At 60.3% G+C, this 25,098-nt stretch carries 22 protein-coding genes, 3 tRNA genes and 1 pseudogene; 1 reads left to right on the top strand and 25 read right to left on the bottom strand.

Features of this window, described 5'->3' with window-relative positions; all coding sequences use genetic code 11:
- Positions 1-63: 63 nt before the first annotated feature.
- The 24 genes and pseudogenes from LH464_RS04735 to LH464_RS04850 form a co-directional block, all read right to left on the bottom strand.
- Complete coding sequence (locus LH464_RS04735) at positions 64-747, bottom strand: ABC transporter ATP-binding protein (RefSeq protein WP_226785218.1); 684 nt, start codon at positions 745-747, stop codon at positions 64-66.
- Positions 748-761: 14 nt separating this feature from the next.
- On the bottom strand, positions 762-2,069 hold the full coding sequence (locus LH464_RS04740; RefSeq protein WP_226785219.1) for a lipoprotein-releasing ABC transporter permease subunit: 1,308 nt from the start codon (positions 2,067-2,069) through the stop codon (positions 762-764).
- Between the two features lie 122 nt (positions 2,070-2,191).
- Positions 2,192-3,514, bottom strand: coding sequence for a proline--tRNA ligase (proS, locus tag LH464_RS04745; RefSeq protein ID WP_226785220.1), 1,323 nt, complete (start codon positions 3,512-3,514; stop codon positions 2,192-2,194).
- A 454-nt stretch (positions 3,515-3,968) separates the two neighbouring features.
- On the bottom strand, positions 3,969-4,238 hold the full coding sequence (locus LH464_RS04750; RefSeq protein ID WP_226785221.1) for a DUF1467 family protein: 270 nt from the start codon (positions 4,236-4,238) through the stop codon (positions 3,969-3,971).
- Between the two features lie 77 nt (positions 4,239-4,315).
- Positions 4,316-4,720 carry a methylmalonyl-CoA epimerase gene (gene mce / locus LH464_RS04755; RefSeq protein ID WP_226785222.1) on the bottom strand — a complete coding sequence of 135 codons (405 nt, stop codon included), beginning with the start codon at positions 4,718-4,720 and terminating at the stop codon, positions 4,316-4,318.
- A 134-nt stretch (positions 4,721-4,854) separates the two neighbouring features.
- Positions 4,855-6,522: a ribonuclease J gene (locus LH464_RS04760; protein ID WP_226785223.1), complete on the bottom strand. Its 1,668-nt coding sequence runs from the start codon at positions 6,520-6,522 to the stop codon at positions 4,855-4,857.
- Between the two features lie 7 nt (positions 6,523-6,529).
- Complete coding sequence (locus tag LH464_RS04765; RefSeq protein ID WP_226785224.1) at positions 6,530-7,300, bottom strand: biotin--[acetyl-CoA-carboxylase] ligase; 771 nt, start codon at positions 7,298-7,300, stop codon at positions 6,530-6,532.
- Positions 7,301-7,302: 2 nt separating this feature from the next.
- Complete coding sequence (gene nuoN / locus LH464_RS04770) at positions 7,303-8,745, bottom strand: NADH-quinone oxidoreductase subunit NuoN (RefSeq protein ID WP_226785225.1); 1,443 nt, start codon at positions 8,743-8,745, stop codon at positions 7,303-7,305.
- Positions 8,746-8,763: 18 nt separating this feature from the next.
- Positions 8,764-10,275: an NADH-quinone oxidoreductase subunit M gene (locus tag LH464_RS04775; protein ID WP_226785226.1), complete on the bottom strand. Its 1,512-nt coding sequence runs from the start codon at positions 10,273-10,275 to the stop codon at positions 8,764-8,766.
- Entirely contained in the window at positions 10,275-12,275 is a 2,001-nt protein-coding gene (nuoL, locus tag LH464_RS04780; RefSeq protein WP_226785227.1) for an NADH-quinone oxidoreductase subunit L, read from the bottom strand. Before nuoL ends, LH464_RS04775 begins: the two co-directional genes overlap by 1 nt.
- 7 nt (positions 12,276-12,282) lie before the next feature.
- Positions 12,283-12,591, bottom strand: coding sequence for an NADH-quinone oxidoreductase subunit NuoK (gene nuoK, locus LH464_RS04785; protein WP_226785228.1), 309 nt, complete (start codon positions 12,589-12,591; stop codon positions 12,283-12,285).
- A 22-nt stretch (positions 12,592-12,613) separates the two neighbouring features.
- Entirely contained in the window at positions 12,614-13,228 is a 615-nt protein-coding gene (locus LH464_RS04790; protein ID WP_226785229.1) for an NADH-quinone oxidoreductase subunit J, read from the bottom strand.
- A gap of 128 nt (positions 13,229-13,356) precedes the next feature.
- Positions 13,357-13,848 (bottom strand): NADH-quinone oxidoreductase subunit NuoI, encoded by a 492-nt coding sequence (gene nuoI, locus LH464_RS04795; protein ID WP_226785230.1) that lies wholly within the window; start codon positions 13,846-13,848, stop codon positions 13,357-13,359.
- A 39-nt stretch (positions 13,849-13,887) separates the two neighbouring features.
- Positions 13,888-14,934, bottom strand: a complete 1,047-nt coding sequence (gene nuoH, locus LH464_RS04800) for an NADH-quinone oxidoreductase subunit NuoH (protein WP_226785231.1) — start codon at positions 14,932-14,934, stop codon at positions 13,888-13,890.
- A gap of 7 nt (positions 14,935-14,941) precedes the next feature.
- A complete protein-coding gene (gene nuoG, locus LH464_RS04805; RefSeq protein WP_226785232.1) occupies positions 14,942-17,023 on the bottom strand; it encodes an NADH-quinone oxidoreductase subunit NuoG in 2,082 nt (693 codons plus the stop codon).
- Positions 17,024-17,077: 54 nt separating this feature from the next.
- Positions 17,078-17,713, bottom strand: coding sequence for a 5' DNA nuclease (locus LH464_RS04810; RefSeq protein WP_226785233.1), 636 nt, complete (start codon positions 17,711-17,713; stop codon positions 17,078-17,080).
- Between the two features lie 4 nt (positions 17,714-17,717).
- Positions 17,718-19,022 carry an NADH-quinone oxidoreductase subunit NuoF gene (gene nuoF / locus LH464_RS04815; protein WP_226785234.1) on the bottom strand — a complete coding sequence of 435 codons (1,305 nt, stop codon included), beginning with the start codon at positions 19,020-19,022 and terminating at the stop codon, positions 17,718-17,720.
- A gap of 106 nt (positions 19,023-19,128) precedes the next feature.
- Positions 19,129-20,061, bottom strand: a pseudogene (nuoE, locus tag LH464_RS04820) (NADH-quinone oxidoreductase subunit NuoE); the annotation flags it as partial.
- 73 nt (positions 20,062-20,134) lie between these two features.
- Positions 20,135-21,325, bottom strand: a complete 1,191-nt coding sequence (locus tag LH464_RS04825) for an NADH-quinone oxidoreductase subunit D (protein WP_226785236.1) — start codon at positions 21,323-21,325, stop codon at positions 20,135-20,137.
- Between the two features lie 71 nt (positions 21,326-21,396).
- Positions 21,397-21,999, bottom strand: a complete 603-nt coding sequence (locus LH464_RS04830; protein WP_226785237.1) for an NADH-quinone oxidoreductase subunit C — start codon at positions 21,997-21,999, stop codon at positions 21,397-21,399.
- Positions 22,000-22,014: 15 nt separating this feature from the next.
- Positions 22,015-22,599 (bottom strand): NuoB/complex I 20 kDa subunit family protein, encoded by a 585-nt coding sequence (locus LH464_RS04835; protein WP_226785238.1) that lies wholly within the window; start codon positions 22,597-22,599, stop codon positions 22,015-22,017.
- Entirely contained in the window at positions 22,590-22,955 is a 366-nt protein-coding gene (locus LH464_RS04840) for an NADH-quinone oxidoreductase subunit A (protein WP_226785239.1), read from the bottom strand. The genes LH464_RS04835 and LH464_RS04840 overlap by 10 nt, the downstream gene beginning before the upstream one ends.
- A gap of 466 nt (positions 22,956-23,421) precedes the next feature.
- Positions 23,422-23,498: transfer RNA gene (locus LH464_RS04845), tRNA-Asp, on the bottom strand.
- Between the two features lie 61 nt (positions 23,499-23,559).
- Positions 23,560-23,636, bottom strand: a tRNA-Asp gene (locus tag LH464_RS04850).
- A 257-nt stretch (positions 23,637-23,893) separates the two neighbouring features.
- Here LH464_RS04850 and LH464_RS04855 point away from each other — a divergent pair.
- Positions 23,894-23,969: transfer RNA gene (locus LH464_RS04855), tRNA-Val, on the top strand.
- A 23-nt stretch (positions 23,970-23,992) separates the two neighbouring features.
- Here LH464_RS04855 and LH464_RS04860 read toward each other — a convergent pair.
- Complete coding sequence (locus LH464_RS04860) at positions 23,993-25,081, bottom strand: tyrosine-type recombinase/integrase (protein WP_226785240.1); 1,089 nt, start codon at positions 25,079-25,081, stop codon at positions 23,993-23,995.
- Positions 25,082-25,098 lie beyond the last annotated feature (17 nt).

The raw sequence follows: 25,098 nt of genomic DNA on the forward strand, positions 1-25,098 counted from the left end.
AGCAACGGCTTCACCCGAGCGCGGGCCATGAAGATGACGTTAGGGAGGGCGGTGCGTAGCGCTTTAGAAGCCTACGACCTTGCCGCCGTCGATTGTCACGCGGCGGTCCATACGTCTGGCGAGCTCGTGGTTGTGGGTCGCAATCACGGCCGCCAGACCTGATTGCTTTACGAGTGCCTCCAGTGCCTCAAAGACGTAGGACGCTGTCTCGGGGTCGAGGTTACCAGTCGGCTCGTCGGCAAGCAGGATGCGCGGTGCGTTGGCGACGGCGCGGGCGATCGCAACCCGCTGTTGCTCGCCACCCGAGAGTTCCGCCGGCCGGTGATGCCCACGGTGGCCGATGCGCATGTAGTCGAGAAGCTGGCTGGCCCGCTCGCTTGCCTCCTTGTCGGAGAGACCTGCTATGAGCTGCGGCATCATGATGTTCTCCAGCGCGGAAAACTCCGGCAGGAGATGGTGGAACTGGTAGACGAAACCGATCTCGCTGCGGCGGATGGCCGTCCGCTCATCGTCTGGCAATCCGTTGCAGGCGTGCCCGCCGACGAAAACCTCGCCCCCGTCCGGATGCTCCAGCAGTCCCGCCAAGTGAAGCAGTGTCGATTTTCCGGTTCCCGATGGTGCAACAAGAGCCACGATCTCGCCGCTCCGGAGCTCGAAATCGGCGCCCTTGAGGATCGAAAGACTGGTGTCTCCCTGGCCGTAATGTCTTTCAACGCCCGCAAGTTTCAGGACTGTCTTGGCTACCATGAACGGCTCATGTCCTATTCGTATCTGAGTGCCTGAACGGGGTCGAGCTTCGACGCGCGCCAGGCAGGAAATATGGTGGCGATGAAGGACAGCGTCAGGGCCATGAGAACCACTGACAGCGTCTCTCTGAAGCTCATTTCCGCCGGAAGCTGGCTGAGGAAGTAGAGTTCCGGATCGAACAACACCGTTCCGGAGAGCCAGGAGAAGAACTGCCGGATGGATTCGACATTGAGGCAAACGATGACGCCGAGAGCCACGCCGGCGAATGTGCCGACCGTGCCGATCGCTGCACCCGTCATGAAGAATATGCGCATCACCGCGCCTGAACTCGCGCCCATGGTGCGTAGGATCGCGATGTCGCTTCCCTTGTCCTTCACCAGCATGATCAGGCCTGAAATGATGTTGAGCGCCGCCACCAGCACGATGAGCGTCAGGATCATGAACATGACATTGCGCTCCACCTGCAGGGCGGAGAAGAAGGTCTGGTTGCGCTGCCGCCAGTCGGTAATGTGGATCTGCCGCCCTGCGGCTGCCTCGACAAGAGGGCGAAGACCATCGACGCCTTCCGGATTGTTGACGAAGAGCTCGATCGACTGCACCAGCCCTTCGGCATTGAAGTAGAGCTGCGCCTCCTCGAGCGGCATGAAGATCATGGTCGCATCGTATTCCGACATGCCGATCTCGAAGATGCCGGATACGGGATAGGATTTCACGCGGGGATTGACGCCCATGGGCGTCACGTCGCCCTCCGGAGAAATGAGCGTGATGTCGTCACCCGCTCCAATTCCGAGAGATGCCGCGAGCCGCGAACCGACAAGCACGCCCTGCCCTGAGGCAAAGCCGACAATGTCGCCCTGGCGGATGTTGCCGGCGACTTCCTGCAATTTCTCAAGGTCCTCCGGCCGCACGCCACGCACCAGTGCCCCGGATCCGGCTCCGGCGCGCCCTGAGGCCAGCGTCTGACCTTCGACCAGCGGCAGGACCATGCGAACGCCGGGCACGCCCTGGAATTTTGCCGTCAGGTCGGCATAGTCGGTCAGAGGTCCGTCGATCGGCTGAACGATCATGTGGCCGTTGATGCCGAGGATGCGCGAGATAAGTTCGGTACGGAACCCGTTCATGACAGCCATCACGATGATCAGCGTCGCAACGCCGAGCATGATGCCGATGAACGAAAACCCGGCGATCACCGAGATGAAGGCCTCCTTGCGGCGGGAGCGCAGATAGCGCCAGGCCACCATGCGCTCGAATGCGGAGAACGGACCGGCTGCTGGTCTTCGGTCGCTCTTTTTCGCCTGCACGTCCGCCGCTGCGCTAGCCATTCCGCATCCTCAAACTGTTATCGCGTCCAAGCGCATCGGAAGTACGATGCGCAGACTCTAAAGTGCTACAGCGCCCTTCAAGCGTCAGATATGACGCAAGGCGCTGTAGCCGCGGCCGGCAATCAGCCGACCAGCCTGTTCATTGCGGCCTCGAGGGTCATCACCTCGCGGGCGCCGGTCTTGCGGTCCTTCACCTCTACTTCGCCGCTGGCGGCAGAGCGCGGACCGACGATGACCTGGACCGGAACGCCGATCAGGTCGGCCGTCGCGAACTTGGTACCGGCGCGGTCGTCGGTATCGTCGTAGAGGACATCCTTGCCGGCCTTGCCGAGGCCCGCGTAGAGGCTGTCGCACAACCGGTCGCAACCCTCGTCGCCCGGCTTCATGTTGATCACCACCACATCGAACGGCGCAACAGATGCCGGCCAGATGATTCCGTTCTCGTCATGCGAGGCTTCGATGATGGCGGGAACAAGGCGCGTCGGGCCGATGCCGTAGGAACCCATGTGGACAGGGTGTTCCTTGCCGTCCGGTCCCTGCACCTTGGCGCCCATCGGCTCGGAATACTTCGTGCCGAAATAGAAGATGTGGCCTACTTCGATACCGCGTGCGGACATGCGGTCGGTTTCAGGGATAGCGTCGAAGGCAGCCTCGTCGTGCATTTCGGACGTCGCGGCGTAGATGGACGTCCACTTGTCGAAGACCGCCTGAAGTCCCGCCACGTCGTCGAAGTCGGTATCTTCGGACGGGATATCGAAGTTGACGAAATCCTTGTGGCTGAAGACTTCGGATTCACCCGTCTCCGCCAGGATGATGAATTCGTGGCTGTGGTTGCCGCCGATCGGGCCGGTATCGGCACGCATCGGGATCGCGCGCAGGCCAAGCCGTGCGAACGTGCGCAGGTAGGCGACGAACATCTTGTTGTAGGAGTGGATCGCGTCTTCCTTGGTCAGATCGAAGGAATAAGCATCCTTCATCAGGAACTCGCGCGAACGCATGGTACCGAAGCGCGGACGGATCTCGTCGCGGAACTTCAGCTGGATGTGGTACAGGTTCAGGGGCAGGTTCTTGTAGGACTTCACGTAGGAGCGGAAAATGTCCGTAATCATCTCCTCGTTGGTCGGGCCGTAAAGCATCGGCCGATCCTGCCGGTCGGCGATGCGCAGCATTTCCTTGCCATAGGCCTCATAGCGCCCGCTCTCCTGCCAGAGTTCGGCGGACTGCAAGGTCGGCATCAGGAGCTCTACGGCGCCCGCGCGGTTCTGCTCTTCCCGCACAATGGCGTTCACCTTGTCGAGCACACGCTTGCCCAAAGGCAGCCAGGAATAGATGCCCTGGCTTTGCTGACGGATCATTCCCGTCCGCAGCATCAGTCGGTGAGAGACGATCTCCGCTTCCTTGGGATTTTCCTTCAGGATCGGCATGAAATATCGGGATAGGCGCATGGATTGTTCCGAGGTTTCGAGTTCCCCGCAGGGAATCGTCAGATTTCGAGCTGGTTGGCAGAGTTCATAGCGGTTTCGCGTAGGTATGGGAACCCGCCACAAGCCGCTACACATTGTGCGGGAACGGCTACGAGCACCACGGAAACGATCGGGGGGCGAGCCGGAACCGTTACAAAAATGCGACACTTTTGTCTTTTTCAAAATATCGTTGGACTGTAGCAAATATGCAAAAAAGCAGGTGACAAGGCCCAATCTTTAAGCTAGCTTCAGCCCATAAAAGAGGCAAGGAGCACGCATCCTTGCTACTTCGCGGTCAAGTCTTGGGAGGATCAGATCTAAGGCGCGCTCGTCGCAGCCCCGGCAACGGTTAAGGATCACGCGAAAATTAAAGACAAGGCCTCACGGCCTTGTTTTTTTTTGTTCTCTTCACATCGCACGCATCACTGGGCACGCATCACTGGAAGTCCGGTACGAACCTCGGAAGGCTGCCGAGGCCGAAGCCAAGGTAGTTCGAAGCCACGAACCACATCCCGTAGATGACTGCCGAAATGGCCGTCGTCAGAAGCACGACCCGCAGCCCGCGGAACTTTGCCGGTGCGCTTGCCACGGTACCCAGCGTCACATCGCCATCGTCCGCCTGGGAACGCATGCCGAGAGGCAGGACAGCGAACAGCGTGAGCCACCAGATGATGAAATAGACGGCAAAGATCGATAGAAACGACATTGGGACTTCCTGCGGACTCTGCCGCGCTTATAGCCATAAGCCGGCCTGACCTCAAACGCTGAAGTTCGGTCGGAGTGTCACACCTGCTCGAGTTCGACGAGCGTGCCGTTCAAATCCTTGGGATGAAGGAAAAGCACCGGCTTTCCGTGTGCACCGATCTTCGGATTACCGTCTCCAAGAACCCGAAGACCACTCGCTTTCAAGCGGTCGCGGGCATCGACGATATCTTCGACCTCGTAGCAGATGTGGTGCATGCCGCCGGAAGGGTTTTTCTCCAGGAAGGCCGCGATCGGGGATTCTGCCCCAAGCGGCTCCAGAAGTTCGACCTTGGTATTGTCGAGTTCAACAAAGACCACCGTCACGCCATGTTCTGGCAGCGCCTGCGCCTGAGACACGCGAGCGCCGAGAACATCGCGATACGTGGTCGTCGCCTGTTCAAGGTCCGGCACGGCGATGGCGATGTGGTTGACGCGTCCGAGCATGCTTGTTCCTCCATCAGGCCACCTTGGTGGCGAGATTTTAGTCCCTCACCCGCCTCAGCAACGTTGCCGTCTCTCCCCGTTTCAACGGGGAGAGACGGACGGCAGACCTAAGAGGGGCAATCAGATGCGCCCTCTTAGACCTTGTTCACGAAGACCGTTACGACGGGCTTTTTGCCCCATGCTTCGTTGGCGGTCGATCGCACCGCGCGCCGGATTGCTTCGCGCAGCATTTCCAGATCCTTGCGCCGGACCCGCGGGATACTTTCGACGGCGCCCAATACGGCGTCGTAAAGAGTATCCTCCATATCCTCGCCTTCCTCGTCGAATTCCGGCAAGCCGAAAGCGACGAGATCCGGATCGCCCTGAAAATCATAGCGACTGTCGAGCAGCACGTTGACCGAGACGTGGCCAACATAGGAGAGCTTGCGGCGATCACCGATGCCCATCTCATCCAGATCGCCGAGCAGCTTGCCGTCCTTGAAGATGCGCCCATGCGGCACCTGATCGATGACTTCGACAGCTCCCGGCGCGAGCCGAAGCATGCCGCCGTTGCGAACCCGAGGAACGGTCGGGATACCGGCCTGCGCGCCAAGTTCGGCCTGCGCAGTCAGATGCGCGGCCTCACCATGAACAGGCACGAGGATCTTGGGCCGCGTCCATTCATACATCCTGAGGAGTTCGTTCCGACGCGGGTGGCCCGAAACGTGGACCAGCGCCTCGCTATCGGTCACGATATGGATGCCCTGGTCGATCAGGCCATTCTTGATTTCCAGAATGGCTTTCTCGTTTCCAGGGATCGTACGCGAGGAAAAGACAACGGTATCGCCCGCCGCCAGCGCGACATGACGCATCTCGTCACGCGAGATCTTCGCAAGAGCCGCACGCGGCTCACCCTGGCTGCCGGTCAGGATCACAACGACCTTGTTCCGCGGAATATAGCCATACTCGTCCTCGGCGATGAACGGCTGAATGCCTTCCATCAGGCCGATGTCGCGAGCCACATTGACCACGCGCTTCATCGAGCTTCCAAGCAGCAGAACCTCGCGGCCGGCCGCATGGGCCGCCTGCGCGATCGAGCGGATGCGTCCGACATTCGACGAAAAGGTGGTAATCGCCACCCTGCCCTCGGCGCTCTCGATGATCTTCTGCAGCCCTTCGGAGACCTGTTCCTCGGAGGGCGAGACGCCGTCGCGCATCGCGTTGGTGCTGTCGCACATCAGTGCGAGCACGCCCTCGTCGCCAACCGCACGGAAGCGTTGCTCATCCGTCAGCGGGCCTAGCGACGGCGCGTCGTCGATCTTCCAGTCACCCGTATGGACGACATTGCCGAGCGGTGTGCGGATGACGAGAGACATCGGTTCCGGGATGGAATGGTTGACGCCCACCGCCTCGATCTCGAACGGACCGACATTGATGCGGTCGCCTTGCTTGAAGATCGTCACGGGAATATCGGCCCGCCCGCCTTCGTAGTTGCGCTTGGCTTCCAGCATGCCGGCGGTAAACGGCGAAGCATAGACCGGGACGTTCAGCCCAGGCCAAAGATCGTTGAGGGCACCGTAATGGTCCTCATGGGCATGGGTGATGATGATGCCCTTGAGGTTGTTGCGTTCGGCAGCCAGGAACCGGATGTCCGGCAAGATGAGATCGACGCCGGGCAGTTCGGGGCCGGCAAAGGTCACACCGCAATCGACCATGATCCACTGGCGCTTTCCGGGCGGTCCATATCCATAGAGCGCCAAGTTCATGCCGATCTCGCCGACACCGCCGAGCGGCAAAAACACCAGTTCTTCCTGATTGGCCATAATATCCTTATTCCGTTCGTCCGAAGAATACATCACCGGCAGCGATCGACAAAACCTGTCCCGCGCCGATATCGAGTTTGAGCAATCCCTGCTCGTCAATGCCATCGAACCGTCCAGTGAGAGAACGGTCCGGAAGATTTACGGTGATCTCCTCGCCGACACCGCAAGCAACATCGAGCCAACGCCGGCTGACTTCAGCCACACCCCTGCCCTCATCCCATATTTTCAGAACCGAGGCCATCTCTTTAAAAAGATGGGCGAAAAGCTCATCCGGTGAAATAAAGCAGCCGTGGTCCTCCAATCGGGTGACGCCGTATGCAGCCGCTTCGGGCTTATGCCGGATATTGATCCCGATGCCAATCGCAAGAGCGTGCCGCCCATCGGACAGCCCTTCGCCCTCGAGCAGGATACCGCAGGACTTCCTGCGTCCTATGAGGATATCGTTCGGCCACTTCACTTCGAGCCGTTCCGAACCGGCCGGCAAAACGGCGCCTATGGCCGCCTGCACCGCAACCGCGACCGCCAACGGCAGAGATGCCAGCCGTTGCATGGGCGCGGGATCGATCAACAGCAGTGATGCATAGAGATTGCCGGGTTCGGACGTCCAGGCGCGGCCGCGTCTGCCGCGACCGCTGGTCTGCCGGATCGCCGTTATCCAGAGGTTACCCGAATCGCCCGCGCGGGCACGAACGAGGCATTCGGTGTTGGTCGAGCCGACATCCTGCAATGCCTCATGGCGGAACGCCTCCAGCGAGAAGCGTTCCCCTTTGCCTGCCATTCTCAGAAGAAGGACTTGGCTGCGGCATTCGCCGCCGTGCCGATCGGACCACCGAACAGAACATAGGCTGTCACGAACAGGCCCGACAGGCCGAAGACCAATCGCAGCTCGCCGGAGATACGGGCAAACTCGCCGGTAGCCTCATCGAACCACATCAGCTTGACGATGCGCAGGTAGTAGTAGGCGCCGACAACCGACGCCAGCACGCCGATTATGGCGAGCGCGTAGAGCTTCGCCTCGATGGCCGCGACGAAGACGAAGTACTTCGCGAAGAAGCCCGCGAGCGGCGGGATGCCTGCCATGGAGAACATCAGCGCCGTCAGCACGACCGCCATGAACGGCTTGGTGGAGGCGAGGCCTGCGAGATCATCGACGTTCTCGACATTCTCGCCGTCCTTGCGGCGCATCGCCATGATGCAGGCAAAGGTGCCCAATGTCATGACCATGTAGATGGTCATGTAGAGGATGACGCCGGATACACCCGTCTCCGTGCCCGAAGCGAGGCCGACCAGCGCGAAGCCCATGTGGCCGATCGAGGAATAGGCCATCAGGCGCTTGATGTTGCGCTGGCCGATCGCAGCAAACGAGCCGAGGACCATCGACGCGATGGACACGAATACGATGATCTGCTGCCAATCGGCAAAGAGCGGCAGGAAGGCTTCCGACACCACGCGTACGAGGATCGCCATGGCGGCAACCTTCGGGCCGGCCGCGAAAAACGCGGTCACAGGGGTCGGCGCGCCTTCATAGACGTCCGGCGTCCACATGTGGAACGGCACTGCCGAGATCTTGAAGCAGACGCCGGCCAGGATGAAGACGAGGCCGAAGACCAGGCCGAGCGAGCGGGTTTCCGCCGACAGCACCGCAGCGATCTCGTCGAAACCGGTATTGCCGGTAAAGCCGTAGACCAGAGACATGCCGTAGAGCAGCATGCCGGAGGAGAGCGAGCCAAGAACGAAATACTTCAGGCCAGATTCCGTGGAACGAAGGCTGTCACGGTTGATGGCGGCCACGACGTAGAGGGCGAGCGACATCAGCTCGAGGCCGAGATAGAGCGCCAGCAGGTCGTTGGCGGAGATCAGCAGCATCATGCCGAGCGTCGCGAGGACCAGAAGGACCGGGAACTCGAAACGATCGAGCTGCTCGGAGCGCGCGTGACCCACCGTCATGATCATCGCCGTGACCGAACCGATCAGCGCTACGACCTTCATGAACCGTGCGAACGGATCGAGCAGGAACGCGCCGCCGTAGGCCTCGCCATTGCCCGGCACCAGGACCAGCCAAAGACCCGCCGCGATGATCAACGCCACCGCAAGGCCGGTGACAGTCGGAGCGGACCGATCGCCGGAGAAGACCCCGATCATCAGAAGAGCGAGAGCGCCCACGGCCAGAATGATTTCCGGCATGGATAGCTGCAGGCTTGCGAGGAGGAGTTCAGAGCTCATGTCCAATTATGTCCCGTCTCAGTGCACTGTCTGTGCAAGGTCTTGCGCTGCCTGCAGGGCCGCGGCGTAGTTGTTCACAAGCAGGTCTACCGAAGCCGCCGTCGCATCGAAAATCGGGGCCGGATAGATGCCGTAGAAGATGGTCAGCGCGATCAGCGGATAAAGGATCAGCTTTTCGCGGCCGGAAAGGTCGAGAAGACCCTTGAGGCTTTCCTTTTCGAGCGCGCCGAAGACGACCCGGCGATAAAGCCAGAGCGCATAGCAGGCCGAGAGGATGACGCCGGTCGCTGCGAACAGGGCCACCCAGGTATTGACCTGGAAGACGCCGATGATCGTCAGGAATTCACCGACGAAGCCTGAAGTGCCCGGCAGACCGACGTTCGCCATGGTAAAGATCATGAACGCGACCGCGTATTTCGGCATGTTGTTGACCAGTCCGCCATAGGCCGAGATTTCTCGGGTATGCAGGCGGTCGTAGATGACGCCGACGCAGAGGAAGAGCGCGCCGGAGACGATGCCGTGCGACAGCATCTGGAAAATCGCGCCCTGCACGCCCTGCACGTTGGCCGCAAAGATGCCCATGGTGACGTAACCCATGTGGGCAACCGACGAATAGGCGATCAGCTTCTTGATGTCGTCCTGCATTAACGCGACCAGCGAGGTATAGATGATGGCAAGTACGGACAGTGTGAAGACGAACGGGGCGAAATAGTCAGAAGCGAGCGGGAACATCGCCAGCGAGATACGGATGAAACCGTAGCCGCCGAGCTTCAGCATGACGCCGGCCAGGATGACGGAACCTGCCGTCGGAGCCTGAACGTGCGCATCCGGAAGCCACGTGTGGACCGGCCACATCGGCATCTTGACCGAGAAGGCAGCAAAGCACGCGAGCCACAACCACGTCTGGATGCCACCCGGGAAGTTGTACTTCAGGAGCTCCGTGATGTCCGTCGTGCCGGCCTGCCAATACATGGCCATGATGGCGAGCATCATCAGCACCGAACCTGCAAGCGTGTAGAGGAAGAACTTGTAGGACGCGTAGACACGATCCTTCCCGCCCCAGACACCGATGATCACGAACATCGGGATCAGGGTCGCTTCGAAGAAGACGTAGAAGAGGACGATATCGAGCGCCACGAACACGCCGACCATGACCACTTCCAGCAGAAGGAAGGCGATCATGTATTCCTTGAGGCGCTTCTGCACGGAGTGCCAGCTGGCAAGCACGCAGAAGGGCATCAGGAAGGTCGTCAGGATGACGAACAGCATGGAAATGCCGTCGACGCCCAGGTGATAGGAAATACCCGTGCCGAGCCACGCATGCTTCTCGACCATCTGGAAGCCCGGGTTCGAATTGTCGAAGCCGATCCAGATGAAGAGCGAGACGACGAAGGTGAACACCGTCGTCAGCAGCGACACGTTGAGGATGTTGCGACGCCCAAAGGCGCTGTCCTCACGGGTGAGCAGCAGAAGCAGCACACCGACGAGCGGCAGGAAGGTGACCGTCGAGAGAATTGGCCAGTCGGTCATTACATAGAGCTCCCGAGCATCATCCAGGTGACGAGGGCGGCGATGCCGATCAGCATCGCGAACGCATAGTGATAAAGATAGCCGGACTGCAGGCGAACGACGCTGCGGGTCACGTCGACGACGCGGGCCGCGACACCGTTCGGACCGTAGGCATCAATGACGCCGATGTCGCCCTTCTTCCACAGGAACCGGCCAAGTGCCTTTGCCGAGCGCACGAACAGGAAGTCGTAGAGTTCGTCGAAGTACCACTTGTTGAGCAGGAACTCGTAGAGGACCTTCTGCGATTCAGCGAGACGACGCGGCGTCGAGGGCGACTTGATGTACATGTACCAGGCCGTGACGAAGCCGAGCGCCATCGCGAAGAACGGGCTCCACTTGACCCACAGCGGCACGTGGTGGAACTCCTCGAGAATCTGGTTCTCGGGCAGCGTGAACAACGCACCCTTCCAGAACTCCACATAGTGATGTCCGAAGAAGTAGTCGTGGAAGACGAAGCCCGCAAAGATGGCGCCGATGGCCAGCAAAATGAGCGGCACCAGCATGACTTGCGGTGATTCATGCACGTGATGCATGACGTCGGCCGAAGCGCGTGGCTTTCCGAAGAAGGTCATGAAAGCAAGGCGCCACGAGTAGAAGCTCGTGAACAGGGCCGCGATGACCAGCAGCGTGAAGGCGAAGCCTGCGGCTGCCGAATGCGACGCGTAGGCCGACTCGATGATGAAGTCCTTCGAGAAGAAGCCGGCGAAACCGATCGTTGTGCCGGGAATGCCGACGCCGGTCAGCGCAAGCGTGCCGATCGTCATCATCCAGAAAGTCCAAGGAATGTGCTTCCGCAGGCCACCCATGTAGCGCATGTCCTGTTCGCCATCGACGGCGTGGATTACCGAGCCGGCACCAAGGAACAGCAGCGCCTTGAAGAACGCGTGCGTGAACAGGTGGAAGATGGCAGCGCCATAGGCCCCCAGCCCGAGCGCCACGAACATGTAGCCGAGCTGCGAGCAGGTCGAATAGGCGATGACGCGCTTGATGTCGTTCTGGACCAGGCCGACGGTTGCCGCGAAGAAGGCAGTGATCGCGCCGATGATGGTGACGAACAGCATCGCATCCGGCGATAGTTCGAACAGCGGCGACATGCGAGCGACAAGGAAGACACCGGCGGTGACCATGGTTGCGGCATGGATGAGCGCCGACACGGGGGTCGGGCCTTCCATGGCGTCCGGAAGCCAGGTGTGCAGCAGGAACTGCGCCGACTTGCCCATGGCACCCATGAACAAGAGCAGGCAGATAACCGTCAGAGCGCCGGCCCGCGTCAATTCCATTCCGAAGATGTTGCCGATGACCTCAGCGCTCTCTGCCGCACCTTCCGCGGGAAGGTAGGTGGCAGCGGTCGCGAAGATCGTTTCGAAGTTGATCGAACCGAAGAGCATGAAGATGCCGGCAATGCCGAGCAGGAAGCCGAAGTCGCCCACGCGGTTGACGATGAACGCCTTCATGGCGGCGGCCGATGCGGACGGCTTCTTGTACCAGAAGCCGATCAGCAGGTAGGACGCCAGGCCCACGCCTTCCCAGCCAAAGAACATCTGGGCCAGGTTGTCTGCCGTCACCAGCATCAGCATGGCGAAGGTGAAGAGCGACAGGTAGGCGAAGAAGCGCGGCCGATGCGGGTCGTGATGCATGTAGCCGATGGAATAGACGTGCACGAGCGTCGAGACGGTGTTGACGACGACAAACATCACCGCCGTCAGCGTATCGATGCGGAAGGCCCACTCGATGTCGATGCCGCCGGACTGGATCCAGCGCAGTACGTCGACCTTGATCACCTCATGGCCGTCGCCATGCGCCATCGCGACGTTGAAGAAGACGATCCACGACAGAACGGCCGCGACGATCATCAGACCGCTGGTGACATATTCGGACGCCTTGGCGCCAATCGAACGGCCAAAAAGGCCGGCGATCAGGAAGCCGATCAGGGGAAGGAAGACAATTGCCTTGTAGATCATGACCCGATCAGCCCTTCATCATGTTGACGTCTTCGACGGCGATCGATCCGCGGTTGCGGTAGAAGACGACGAGAATTGCGAGACCGATCGCGGCTTCAGCAGCTGCAACGGTCAGAATGAACAACGCGAAGACCTGTCCGACGATGTCGTTCAGGAACGACGAGAAGGCCACCATGTTGAGGTTGACCGACAGAAGCATCAGCTCGATCGACATCAGGATGATGATGACGTTCTTGCGGTTCAGGAAGATGCCGAACACGCCGAGCATGAAGAGGATGGCGCTTACCGTCAGGTAATGTGAGAGACCGATTTCCATTTTCGAATTCCTTTCGCCTACCTCAGATGCCCTGGCCCGACTTGACCTTGACCACTTCGACAGCGGTCTCGGGCGTGCGTGCAACCTGCCGGGAGACATCCTGGCGCTTGATGTGTGTGCGGTGACGCAGTGTCAGGACGATCGCACCGATCATCGCGACGAGCAGCACCAGGCCGGCGATCTGGAAGAAATAGACGTAGTTCGTATAGAGCACATCGCCGAGTGCAGCCGTATTGGTGCGCTCGGCCGGGTTCGGAATAGGCATGGTGATCGCCTGCGCCGCTTGCGGCGTGAGAACACTGCCGCCGACGACAATGACGAGTTCGGCGGCAAGGATCAGGCCGATCAGGATGCCGATCGGCGCGTATTGCAACACACCCGCCTTCAATTCGGCGAAGTCGATGTCGAGCATCATGACCACGAAGAGGAAGAGCACCGCAACCGCGCCGATATAGACGACGAGCAGTATCATTGCCAGGAACTCGGCACCCGTCAGGAGGAAGAGGCCTGCCGCGTTAAAGAAGGTCAGGATCAGGAACAGTACGGAATGAACCGGGTTCCTGGCCGAAATGACCATAAAGGCCGACGCCACCGCGACGAACGCGAACAGATAAAAGAAGATAGCCTGCAGACCCATCGTGGTGCCTTTTCGTCCTCATCGGGAAATCGCAAAGGCGTTTCCCGTTAGCCCGGCGGCTCAATGCACCGGGAAATGTCATGTCCAACTCGCTCTGCCCGCTCGCAAGACCGGGCAGATATACCGCGTCAGCGGTAAGGCGCATCCTGCGCCATGTTCCGAGCGATTTCGCGCTCCCAGCGGTCGCCGTTCTCGAGCAGCCGCTCCTTGTCGTAGTAAAGCTCTTCGCGCGTCTCGGTCGAGAACTCGAAATTGGGGCCTTCCACGATCGCGTCGACCGGGCAGGCTTCCTGGCAGAAGCCGCAATAGATGCACTTCACCATATCGATATCGTAGCGCACCGTGCGGCGGGTACCGTCGTTGCGGCGCGGGCCGGCTTCGATGGTGATCGCCTGGGCGGGACAGATCGCTTCGCACAGCTTGCAGGCAATGCAGCGCTCCTCCCCGTTCGGGTAACGGCGCAGCGCATGCTCGCCGCGGAAGCGCGGAGAAACCGGGCCCTTCTCGAACGGATAGTTCACGGTTGCCTTCTGCTTGAAGAAGTAGCGCATCGCGAGGATGAAGGCGGCGACGAACTCCTTCAGGAAGAGCGAGCTGACGGCTTGCGTAAGACTTGCCATCGTTATTCTCCAATGAGGCTCAGCATGGAACGGGTCATATCAGGCCCATCCCATCAGCTTGAGCACGAATGCGGTAATGACGACCATGGCAAGCGAGATCGGAAGGAAGACCTTCCAGCCCAGCCGCATCAGCTGGTCGTAGCGGTAGCGCGGCACGATTGCCTTTACCATGGCGAAGCAGAAGAAGATCATCACGACCTTCAACATGAACCAGACGATGCCCGGCACCCAATTCAGGATCCAGATATCGAACGGCGGCAGCCAGCCACCAAGGAAGAGGATGGTCGTCAGCGAGCAGATCATAAGGATCGCCGCGTATTCACCGAGCATCAGCATCATGTACGGAGCGGAGGAGTACTCCACCATGTAACCGGCAACCAGTTCCGATTCCGCTTCCGGAAGGTCGAATGGCGGACGGTTGGTTTCAGCGAGGCCCGAGATGAAGAAGATCACGAACATCGGGAACAGCGACAGCCAGTGCCAGTCGAGGAACGAGTTCGGCAAGCCCATCATCGTCCCGAGGCCGTCCTTCTGCGCGAAGACGATATCGGTCAGGTTCAGCGAACCGACGCAGAGAAGCACAGTAACGATGACGAAGCCGATCGAGACTTCGTAGGACACCATCTGCGCGGCGGAGCGGAGCGCACCGAGGAAGGGATATTTCGAGTTCGATGCCCAGCCCGCCATGATCACCCCGTAGACCTCGAGCGACGAGATCGCGAAGATGTAGAGGATACCGACATTGATGTTGGCGATCACCCAGTTTTCATCGAACGGGATCACCGCCCAGGTGGCCAGGGACAGCGTCACACCGACGAGCGGGGCGAGCAGGAAGACGCCCTTGTTGGCGCCCGACGGAATGATCGGCTCCTTGAAGACGAACTTCAGAAGGTCGGCGAACGACTGGAACAGACCGAAGGGACCGACAACGTTCGGGCCGCGGCGCAGCTGTACAGCCGCCCAGACCTTGCGGTCGGCAAGCAGGATGAAAGCGATAAAGACCAGGAGGCAAACGAGCAGCAGCAGCGACTGCCCGATCATGACAAGCGCCGGCCATCCGTAGGTCGAGAAGAATGTTTCGTCCATATTCCTGTTACTCCGCCGCAGCCTGGAAATTGTTGCGGGCCAGTGCCGAGCATTCGGCCATCACGGCCGACGCCCGTGCGATCGGGTTCGTCAAATAGAAGTCTTTGATCGGCGACGCAAATCCAGACTTGTTCATGTCACCGGCTTTTTGCCCCATGGCAGCGGTTTCAGTGACATTGCCCGGTGCGATCTCGTCGAGATCGGCGAAATGCGGATAGGCGTCATAGAGCTTTGCGCGCAAAGCCGAGAGCGAATCAAACGGCAGCTTCTTGCCGAGAACGTCGGAAAGGGCGCGAATAATGGCCCAATCCTCGCGGGCTTCGCCAGGCGCAAAGCCGGCGCGATTGCCCATCTGAACGCGACCTTCGGTGTTGACCCAGGTGCCGGACTTTTCCGTATAGGCCGCAGCCGGAAGAATGACGTCGGCGTGGTGGGCACCGGCATCGCCATGGCTGCCGATATAGACGGTGAACTTCGCGCCCTTGGCGGAGAAGTCCATCTCGTCGGCACCGAGCAGGAAGAGCACATCCATGCGAGCCAGCATCGTGCCGGCGTTCGCACCATTCTCACCCGGAACGAAACCGAGATCGAGGCCGCCGACGCGGGCTGCTGCCGTGTGAAGCACGCCGAAACCGTTCCACTCTTCCGTCAGGGCACCTACCGAACCGGCGAGCTGTGCCGCGGCGGCAAGGATCGCTGCACCGTCCGGACGGGTCAGAGCCCCCTGCCCTACGATGATCATCGGATTCTTTGCGCCACGCAGTTTTTCTACGAAGCCGTTCTTGCCGGATGCGAGTTCGGCAAGCGTGTCCGGACCGGCTCCGAGGTATTCGTATCCGTAGCGCAGGTCGCCGCCCTCTCCGATCACACCGATCGGGAAGTCGCCACGACGCCAGCGCTTGCGGATGCGCGCGTTGAGCACAGCAGCTTCGAGGCGCGGGTTGGCGCCGATCAACAGAAGTGCGCCGGCGCGCTCGATACCTTCGATAGTCGGATTGAAGATGTAGCTTGCGCGACCCAGCGACGGATCGAGTGCCACGCCATCCTGGCGGCAGTCGAGGTTTTCCGAGCCGAGCGAACGGATCAGTTCCTTCAGAGCGTACATTTCTTCAACAGCGGCAAGATCGCCTGCGATCGCACCGATCTTGTCGGCGCTCGTCGAAGCGACGGCAACCTTGATCGCGGCGAAGGCTTCGCCCCAGCTTGCGGCCTGCAGACGGCCATCACGGCGGACATAAGGCCGGTCGAGGCGCTGGGTCTTCAAGCCGTCCCAGATGAAGCGGGTCTTGTCGGAGATCCATTCCTCGTTCACCAGCTCGTTGACGCGCGGCATGATGCGCATCACTTCGCGGCCACGGGTATCGACGCGGATTGCGGAGCCGACCGCATCCATCACGTCGACCGATTCCGTCTTGTTCAGTTCCCATGGACGCGCAGTGAAGGCGAACGGGCGCGAGGTCAGCGCGCCGACCGGGCAGAGGTCAACGACGTTGCCCTGAAGCTCGGAGGTCATGGCATGCTCGAGATAGGTGGTGATCTCGGCGTCCTCACCGCGGCCGATCAGGCCGAGTTCGGAAATGCCGCCCACTTCCGTCGTGAAGCGGACGCAGCGCGTGCAGTGGATGCAGCGGTTCATCACGGTCTTCACGAGCGGGCCGATATACTTGTCCTCGACCGCGCGCTTGTTTTCCGTGTAGCGCGACTCGTCCATGCCGAAGGCCATCGCCTGGTCCTGGAGGTCGCACTCGCCGCCCTGGTCACAGATCGGGCAATCCAGCGGGTGGTTGATGAGCAGGAACTCCATCACGCCTTCGCGGGCCTTCTTGACCATCGGCGTATTGGTGAAGACTTCCGGAAGCTCGCCGTTCGGGCCGCCGCGAACGTCGCGCACACCCATGGCGCAGGAAGCAGCCGGCTTCGGCGGGCCACCCTTCACTTCGACCAGACACATGCGGCAGTTACCCGCAACGGACAGACGCTCGTGGAAACAGAACCGCGGAACCTCGGCGCCGGCTTCCTCACACGCCTGAAGCAGCGTGAAATGATCCGGAACCTCGATTTCCTTGCCGTCAACCTTCAGCTTTGCCATCGTATCACTTAAGTCCTGTGTTCAATTCCCTCGGCGGCAGCCGGAGAAAATTCTCTATTCAGCCAGTTTCCTGGCCTGGCCTACCCAATCATCTCGCTCGATGCGTCCATCCAAGGTCAGTACCTGGTCGAACTTCTCGATCTCCGCCTCGCTCCACGCTGCGATTTGACTGATGAGGGTAACCCCCTGTTCGTTCAACATCTTCTCAAGCTTGGGACCGATGCCCGAAATCTGCTTGAGATCGTCAGCAGCATTGCCAACGGCAATCTTTCGTACCGACCTCGGCTTGGTTGCGGCCTTGGGCTGCGCCTTGCCCCCGCCCTTTGCCGGAGCCTGCGCGACGTCGGAGGCGACAGCCTTCTTCCGGCGAGCCTTCGGGCTTTCCGTCCCAATCGGTGCGGCTTCAGGGGCCGGTGCTTTCGCACCCGTCCCGGCAGGCACGTCAGCCCTGACGTCCGGCTCACCACCACTCCACCGGTTCGACGTCTCCAGTGCGCCTTGCAGCGCTCCGAAGAAAGCATTGGCAAACTGCCCGGTGATGCTCAGGCCGATCGCTGTCGCGGCGGCCATTGCTGCGGCCGACTGCGCCAGCAGCGGGTTCATCGCCAAGGCTTCGGCAAAGCGCGCGGAATCGGTCGCCGGCTGGTCCGCCGTCGTCCTATCCCCACCCACTGTCGCCGGCTTTGCCAAGTCGTTACTCCGCTGCTTCCATGACGGCGCCATGCGCCATCGCGTTGTGGGTGTAGCGGTCGATGCGTGCTTCGATTTCCGGACGGAAGTTGCGGATCAGGCCCTGTACCGGCCAGGCCGCAGCATCGCCGAGAGCGCAGATCGTGTGACCTTCGATCTGCTTCGATACCTGCAACAGCATGTCGATTTCGCGCTTCTGGGCGTTGCCGGTGACCATGCGTTCCATCACGCGCCACATCCAGCCGGTGCCTTCGCGGCACGGCGTGCACTGGCCGCAGCTCTCGTGCTTGAAGAAAGCCGACAGGCGCGCAATAGCGCGGATGACATCCGTCGACTTGTCCATGACGATGATCGCCGCGGTGCCGAAGGACGATTTCTTGTCGCGCATGCCATCAAAGTCCATGATCGCGTCGTCCATGTCCTCGCCCCTGATGATCGGGCAGGATGCGCCGCCGGGGATGACCGCCAGCAGATTGTCCCAACCGCCACGGATGCCACCGGCATGCTTGTCGATGAGTTCGCGGAACGGGATGCCCATGGCTTCTTCCACGGTGCACGGCTTGTTGACGTGACCGGAGATCATGAACAGCTTGGTGCCGACATTGTTCGGGCGGCCGATCGAGGAGAACCAGCCGGCGCCGCGACGCAGGATCGTCGGCGCAACAGCAATCGACTCGACGTTGTTGACGGTCGTCGGGCAGCCATAGAGGCCCATGTTGGCCGGGAATGGGGGCTTGAGGCGCGGCTGGCCCTTCTTGCCTTCGAGGCTTTCGAGCAGCGCGGTTTCCTCGCCGCAGATGTAAGCACCGGCGCCATGGTGGACGTAGATATCAAAGTCCCAGCCGAGCTTGTTGTTCTTGCCGAGGAGGCCTGCGTCATAGCATTCGTCGATCGCCGCCTGCAATGCTTCGCGCTCGCGCATGTATTCGCCGCGCACATAGATGTAGGCCGTGTGGGCGGCCATGGCGAAACCGGCAATCACGCAGCCTTCGATCAGCGTATGCGGATCGTGGCGCATGATCTCCCGGTCCTTGCATGTGCCAGGCTCGGACTCGTCTGCATTGATCACGAGATAGTGCGGACGGCCGTCCGATTCCTTCGGCATGAAGGACCACTTGAGACCCGTCGGGAAGCCCGCGCCACCCCGGCCGCGCAGGCCGGACGCCTTCATCTCCTCGATGATCCAGTCTCTACCCTTCTGGATGATCTGCTTGGTACCGTCCCAGTGGCCGCGGCTCATCGCGCCCTTCAGGGACTTGTCCTTGAGACCGTAGATATTGGTAAAGATGCGATCCTGGTCTTTTAGCATGATCTATTCCACCGGTCCGCCGACACCTTCTGCCGGCCATTGATGTGCATCATGCAGCCAAATTCGATGGCTGCAAAATAACTTACATTCCTTAAGAAGCGTCGCCTTCCGGCGTCGTCTTCTTCCGCGTCCGCTTCGGCTTGGCCTCACCGGTCACTTCGCCTGCCTCGGCCGGCGCGCCTTCGGCGGCGCTGCCCTTGCGCTTGCGGTCCGGCTTCGGGGTCGAAGTCGTTGCAGACAGCGGCTGCTTTTCGGCGGCCTTCGCCTGCTTCTTGGCACCCGCTTTGTCGGTCAGCGGCGTCTTGATGGACGGATCGGCTTCCGGCGCGGTGTCCTTCGGACGTGCCGCCTCGACAGGCGGGACCGAAGCGGCCGCTGCGGCTTCTTCCGCCGTTGGCTTCGGCTCCAGATTGGTCCGCACCGGCTTGATCTCTTCCGTCAGCGTCGTCGAACCACCGACCGGGGCCGAGAAATGACGATCGATCTGCGGGCCGGGCGTGATTTCATGACCCTTGCCGGCTTCGAAGCGGTCGATAATATGCTCCAGCTGCGTCGGCGTCAGATCCTCATAGGCATCCTTGAAGATGATGACCATCGGCGCGTTGACGCAGGCGCCCTGACATTCAACCTCTTCCCAGGACAGCGTGCCCTCGGCGTTGGGATGAAGAGGGTCCGGATGGATCTTGCTCTTGCAAACGCGGATCAGCTCGTCGGATCCGCGCAGCATGCAGGGCGTTGTGCCGCACACCTGAACGTGGGCGCGCGTGCCGACCGGCTTCAGCTGGAATTGTGTATAGAAGGTCGCCACTTCCAGGACGCGGATATAGGGCATGTCGAGCTTCTGAGCCATATGCTCGATCGCGGCCCGCGTTACCCAGCCATCCTGCTCCTGGGCCCGCATCAGAAGCGGAATCACGGCGGATTGCTGGCGGCCTTCCGGATACTTCCGGATTGTGGCCTCGGCCCAGACGGCATTCTCGTCATTGAAGGCGAATGCCGTTGGTTGCACACTGTCTTCGGCTAGTCGACGAACGGACATTCTTCTTACGCCTTATCAGTCTTGGAACCGCACTGCCCGACAGCAGCGCCTGTAGTTGCGATTGCGCGGGCCATCAGCGGTCTACCTCGCCGAAAACGATGTCGAGCGAGCCGAGGACCGCAGTCACGTCGGCGAGCTGATGTCCCTTGCAAAGGAAATCCATCGCCTGAAGATGCGCGAACCCGGGCGCCCGCAGCTTGCAGCGATAAGGCCGGTTGGTGCCATCGGAAACCAGGTACACGCCGAATTCCCCCTTGGGGGCTTCCACGGCTGCGTACACTTCCCCGGCGGGCACGTGATAGCCTTCCGTGTAGAGCTTGAAGTGGTGGATCAGCGCTTCCATCGAACGCTTCATTTCACCGCGCTTGGGCGGAACAACCTTGCCGTCCAGCGACGAGACCGGGCCGACCTTGGCATCGCCAAGCAAACGGCTGATGCACTGCTTCATGATCTTCACCGATTCGCGCATCTCGAGCATGCGGATCAGGTAGCGATCGTAGCAGTCGCCGTTCTTGCCGATCGGAATATCGAAGTCGAGATCGGCGTAGCATTCGTAGGGCTGAGACTTGCGCAGGTCCCAGGCAGCGCCCGAACCGCGCACCATGACGCCCGAAAAGCCCCATGCCCAGGCGTCCTCGAGCTTCACGACGCCGATATCGACGTTGCGCTGCTTGAAGATACGGTTGCCGGTCAGCAGGCCTTCGATATCGTCCAGAACCTTCGGGAACGCATCGCACCACTTGCCGATATCCTCGACCAGTTCGGTGGGGATGTCCTGATGGATGCCGCCGGGCCTGAAATAGGCTGCGTGCATACGAGCGCCGCTCGCACGCTCGTAGAAAACCATCAGCTTTTCACGCTCTTCAAAACCCCACACGGGCGGCGTCATTGCACCGACGTCCATGGCCTGGGTCGTGACGTTCATGATGTGGGAGAGAATGCGCCCGATTTCGGAATAGAGAACGCGGATCAACTGGCCCCGGATCGGAATCTCGATGCCGAGCAGCTTTTCTACCGCAAGACAGTAGGCATGCTCCTGGTTCATCGGCGCGACGTAGTCGAGCCGATCGAGATAGGGCAGCGCCTGGAGATAGGTCTTGGTCTCCATCAGCTTCTCGGTGCCGCGATGAAGCAGGCCGATATGCGGATCGACGCGCTCGACGATTTCGCCATCCAGTTCGAGAACCAAACGCAGAACGCCGTGCGCGGACGGGTGCTCCGGGCCGAAGTTGATCGTGAAGTTGCGGACGTTATGTTCAGTCATTGCTGGCTCCAAGGCGGGCATCAGGCCGCGCCGGCGGAAAGAAATGCGGGATTCGGCCTACTCGCCGGATCCTAGACTTTCGCCTTCTCATCCCCGGGAAGGACGTAGTCGGTCCCTTCCCACGGAGAGAGGAAATCGAAATTGCGGAATTCCTGACGAAGCTCCACAGGCTCGTAGACGACACGCTTGAGATTGTCGTCGTATCGCACTTCGGCGAAGCCGGTCGTCGGGAAATCCTTGCGCAGCGGATGACCTTCGAACCCGTAGTCGGTCAGGAGCCGGCGCATGTCCGAATGCCCGGCAAACGGAATGCCGTACAGATCCCATGCTTCACGCTCGAACCAGTCGGCCCCCATGTAGACAGAGGTGGCTGACGGGACGGACTCGTCTTCCGCGAGCATCAGCTTGATGCGGATGCGCTGATTCTGGCGCGGCGACAACAGGTGATAGACGACATCGAAACGCTTCTCGCGCACCGGCCAGTCCACACCGCATATATCGATCATGCTGATGAAGCCGCACTGCACGTCATCCTTCAGGAACGTCAGCAGCGCGATAATGTGCTCCGGCGCGGTCGTCAGCGTCAGTTCACCGTGTTGGATCTCCGACGAGGCAACCAACTGCGGCTGCATTTCGGCGATATAGGATGAAAGCTCTCTCAGGGCTTCGCTCATGTCTTGTCCTCGCCCTCAGCGTTCGATCGTGCCGGTGCGGCGGATCTTCTTCTGCAGCAGAAGCACGCCGTAGAGCAATGCCTCTGCCGTGGGGGGACAGCCCGGCACGTAAATGTCGACAGGCACGACCCGATCGCAGCCCCTCACCACCGAATAGGAATAGTGGTAGTAGCCGCCACCATTGGCGCAGGAACCCATGGAGATGACGTAGCGCGGCTCCGGCATCTGGTCATAGACCTTGCGAAGCGCAGGCGCCATCTTGTTGGTAAGCGTGCCGGCAACGATCATGACGTCCGACTGGCGCGGCGATGCACGCGGCGCGACACCGAAACGCTCCATGTCATAGCGTGGACCCGAAACCTGCATCAGCCCCTCGACGGCGCAGCAGGCAAGACCGAACTGCATCCACATCAACGAGCCGGTACGTGCCCAGGTAATGAGTTCGTCGGTCGACGTGACCAGAAAACCCTTGTCGGCGAGTTCGCCGTCGATTTCGCCAAAGAACTTGTCGTCGCTACCGATCGGCTTGCCGGTGCTCGGATCCAGGATACCCTTGGGCTGCGGCGCAACGAGGGTGTTGCCGTGATCGACTACTCCCATTCCAGCGCTCCTTTCTTCCACTCATAGATGAAGCCGACCGTCAGGACAGCGAGAAATACCATCATCGACCAGAAGCCGAACCAGCCGATCTCACCGAAGGACACGGCCCAGGGAAACAGGAAGGCGACCTCGAGGTCGAAAATAATGAACAGGATCGACACCAGATAAAACCGGATATCAAACTTCATGCGCGCATCGTCGAACGAATTGAAGCCGCATTCAAAAGCCGAAAGCTTCTCCGGATCGGGAGCCTTGTAGGCAACCGCGAACGGCGCAATCAGCAAAGCCAGTCCGATCACGAGCGAGATTCCTATAAAGATCGCGATCGGGATATAGGAAGTGAGAAGTTCACTCATTGTAGTCGATCCCTGCTTGTCGGCAGCGCCAGGCGGCGCTCTATCAACAATGCGCGGGCAAAGCGAACGAGCATTGCAATTGGCGTGTGACTACCGCAGCGCACGCATAGACGCAAGAGATTTAGACTCGCGATTTCGCGCCGAAACGACACAGATGCACCGGAAAACGCTTCGCATTTGAAAGGATTGAGTTTTACGCCACGGCACCGCACAGGAGCGACATTGAATATAGGCGACAGACAAAGGGCCGGACGACTCGCGCGACGGAAATTCCCATCCCGCCTTCGGCCTCCTGCGGTCACCTCCCCGCACAAATTCGGGACGATCGGCCGCACCAATCCCGGCTGAGAGATCTCCCCCTCCCCGGAAGCAGCAGATATAGTGCGACACACCATCTGGCAGCAACGAAACGGCAGCGGTGTGGCCGCTCACTGAAGTATCGATTGGATCGGAGGAAAGAAAGAAGTGGCGCGAGTGACGGGGCTCGAACCCGCGACCTCCGGCGTGACAGGCCGGCACTCTAACCGACTGAGCTACACCCGCGCATATTGCCTTGCGGCAGAACCGGCATTCCCTTGGGAAACATCGGTAATCGAGGAACGAATGGCGCGAGTGACGGGGCTCGAACCCGCGACCTCCGGCGTGACAGGCCGGCACTCTAACCAACTGAGCTACACCCGCGCATTTCGTTGAGGCCAAGGCCTCGTCCGTGCGGCCTCGACCGCCTCGGATGAGCGGCTAACTAAGAGGTTCGGGATCAGGTGTCAAGCAGGTTTCAAGACAAAACAATGAAGGTGCGCACGTTTCCATGACTGAGGCGCCGCAACCATCCACAGGGAGCAAAAATTTCAGAATTTCTGCGAAAGGCTCTTGCGGTTTCTTCGCGATCCGCATAGATCACGCCCACCGACGCGGCGGACATGCTCCGTAACGCGGACGGGCGATTAGCTCAGTTGGTAGAGCGCCTCGTTTACACCGAGGATGTCGGCGGTTCGAGTCCGTCATCGCCCACCATCCCCCCAAATACACATTGATTTCTAACCATCATTTACCCCGTTTGTCTCATTCGGCTTTTCCGCCGCCAAAAGTGAGACACTTTTCTGTTTCTCATAAGCGGCGCGGCGCTCGAATGCATTAGTCCGCATCCGCCGCTTTTCCGCCTTTTCGATGTAGATTTGAGCCGTCCTGAGATTTGACCAACCAAACACGGCCATCAACTCGGGTGCCGTCGCGCCGCTCTCCGCGTACGCTACCGCTGCAGCCTTCCGCAGGCCGTGAGCAGAACAGTGCGGCAAGTCCGCCTCCCCGCACCAGCGAGAGAACGCATTACCAAAGCTCTCGATTGTATAGGCGGTCTTCTTTGCACTGATAATGTAGCTCTGAGCGCCAACCTCGGTCCTGTCGATCGCCTCGATCAGCTCCGACGTGAGCCGCGCCTCGATCTCGACAGGATAGCGATTGCGCCCCTTGTGCGCGGTGAAGCGCAACCACCGCTCGCCATCCTTTACGAACTCATGGCGCGGCCCGATAGTAGCGGCATCCGATCGCCGTGCACCGATCGTTATCATCACCTCCATAGCCAGTCGCGGAACTGTCCCGACCGGCCAATGAGCGCGAAAAATGTCGATCTCGGCCGGCATCCACGTATGGAAGCCGGATTTCTTCTTATTGATCGACTCCACGCCTACCGCCGGATTGTGCGCCATGAGCGCCGGTTTCTGCTGGATCGCCCAGTTGAAAGCGGCCCGCAGAACCTTCACCAACTTATCAGCCGCGCCAGGAGTGTCGGAGCGGGCTTGCTGGCTCTTCTCCATATCCTCACGCCGATACTTCTTATACGGCAGCCCGCCGGCGGTTTTCGCGAACCGGTCAATAACGCTGCGCTTGTCTTTTTGCGTCGATGGATCGAGCCTCTTAAAGGCTGCCGATCGATAGTACTGATCGAAAAGCCAGTCGAAGGTGTCTTCGCGCAGCACGGTCTTTTTCTCGGCTGGCACCATGCCTCGCAACTCAGCTAGCGCAGCCCAATAGGCCACCATGAAATCCTTGGTGATTTCACCGGAGGCGTCCTTGAATTGCTGGCGGATGCGCTTTTTCTTCATGAGGCCGCCGATGCGCAGCCGCACGTAATATCGATCGGTCC

It is taken from the genome of Pseudorhizobium xiangyangii (assembly GCF_020531965.1).
GTDB classification, from domain to species: domain Bacteria; phylum Pseudomonadota; class Alphaproteobacteria; order Rhizobiales; family Rhizobiaceae; genus Neorhizobium; species Neorhizobium xiangyangii.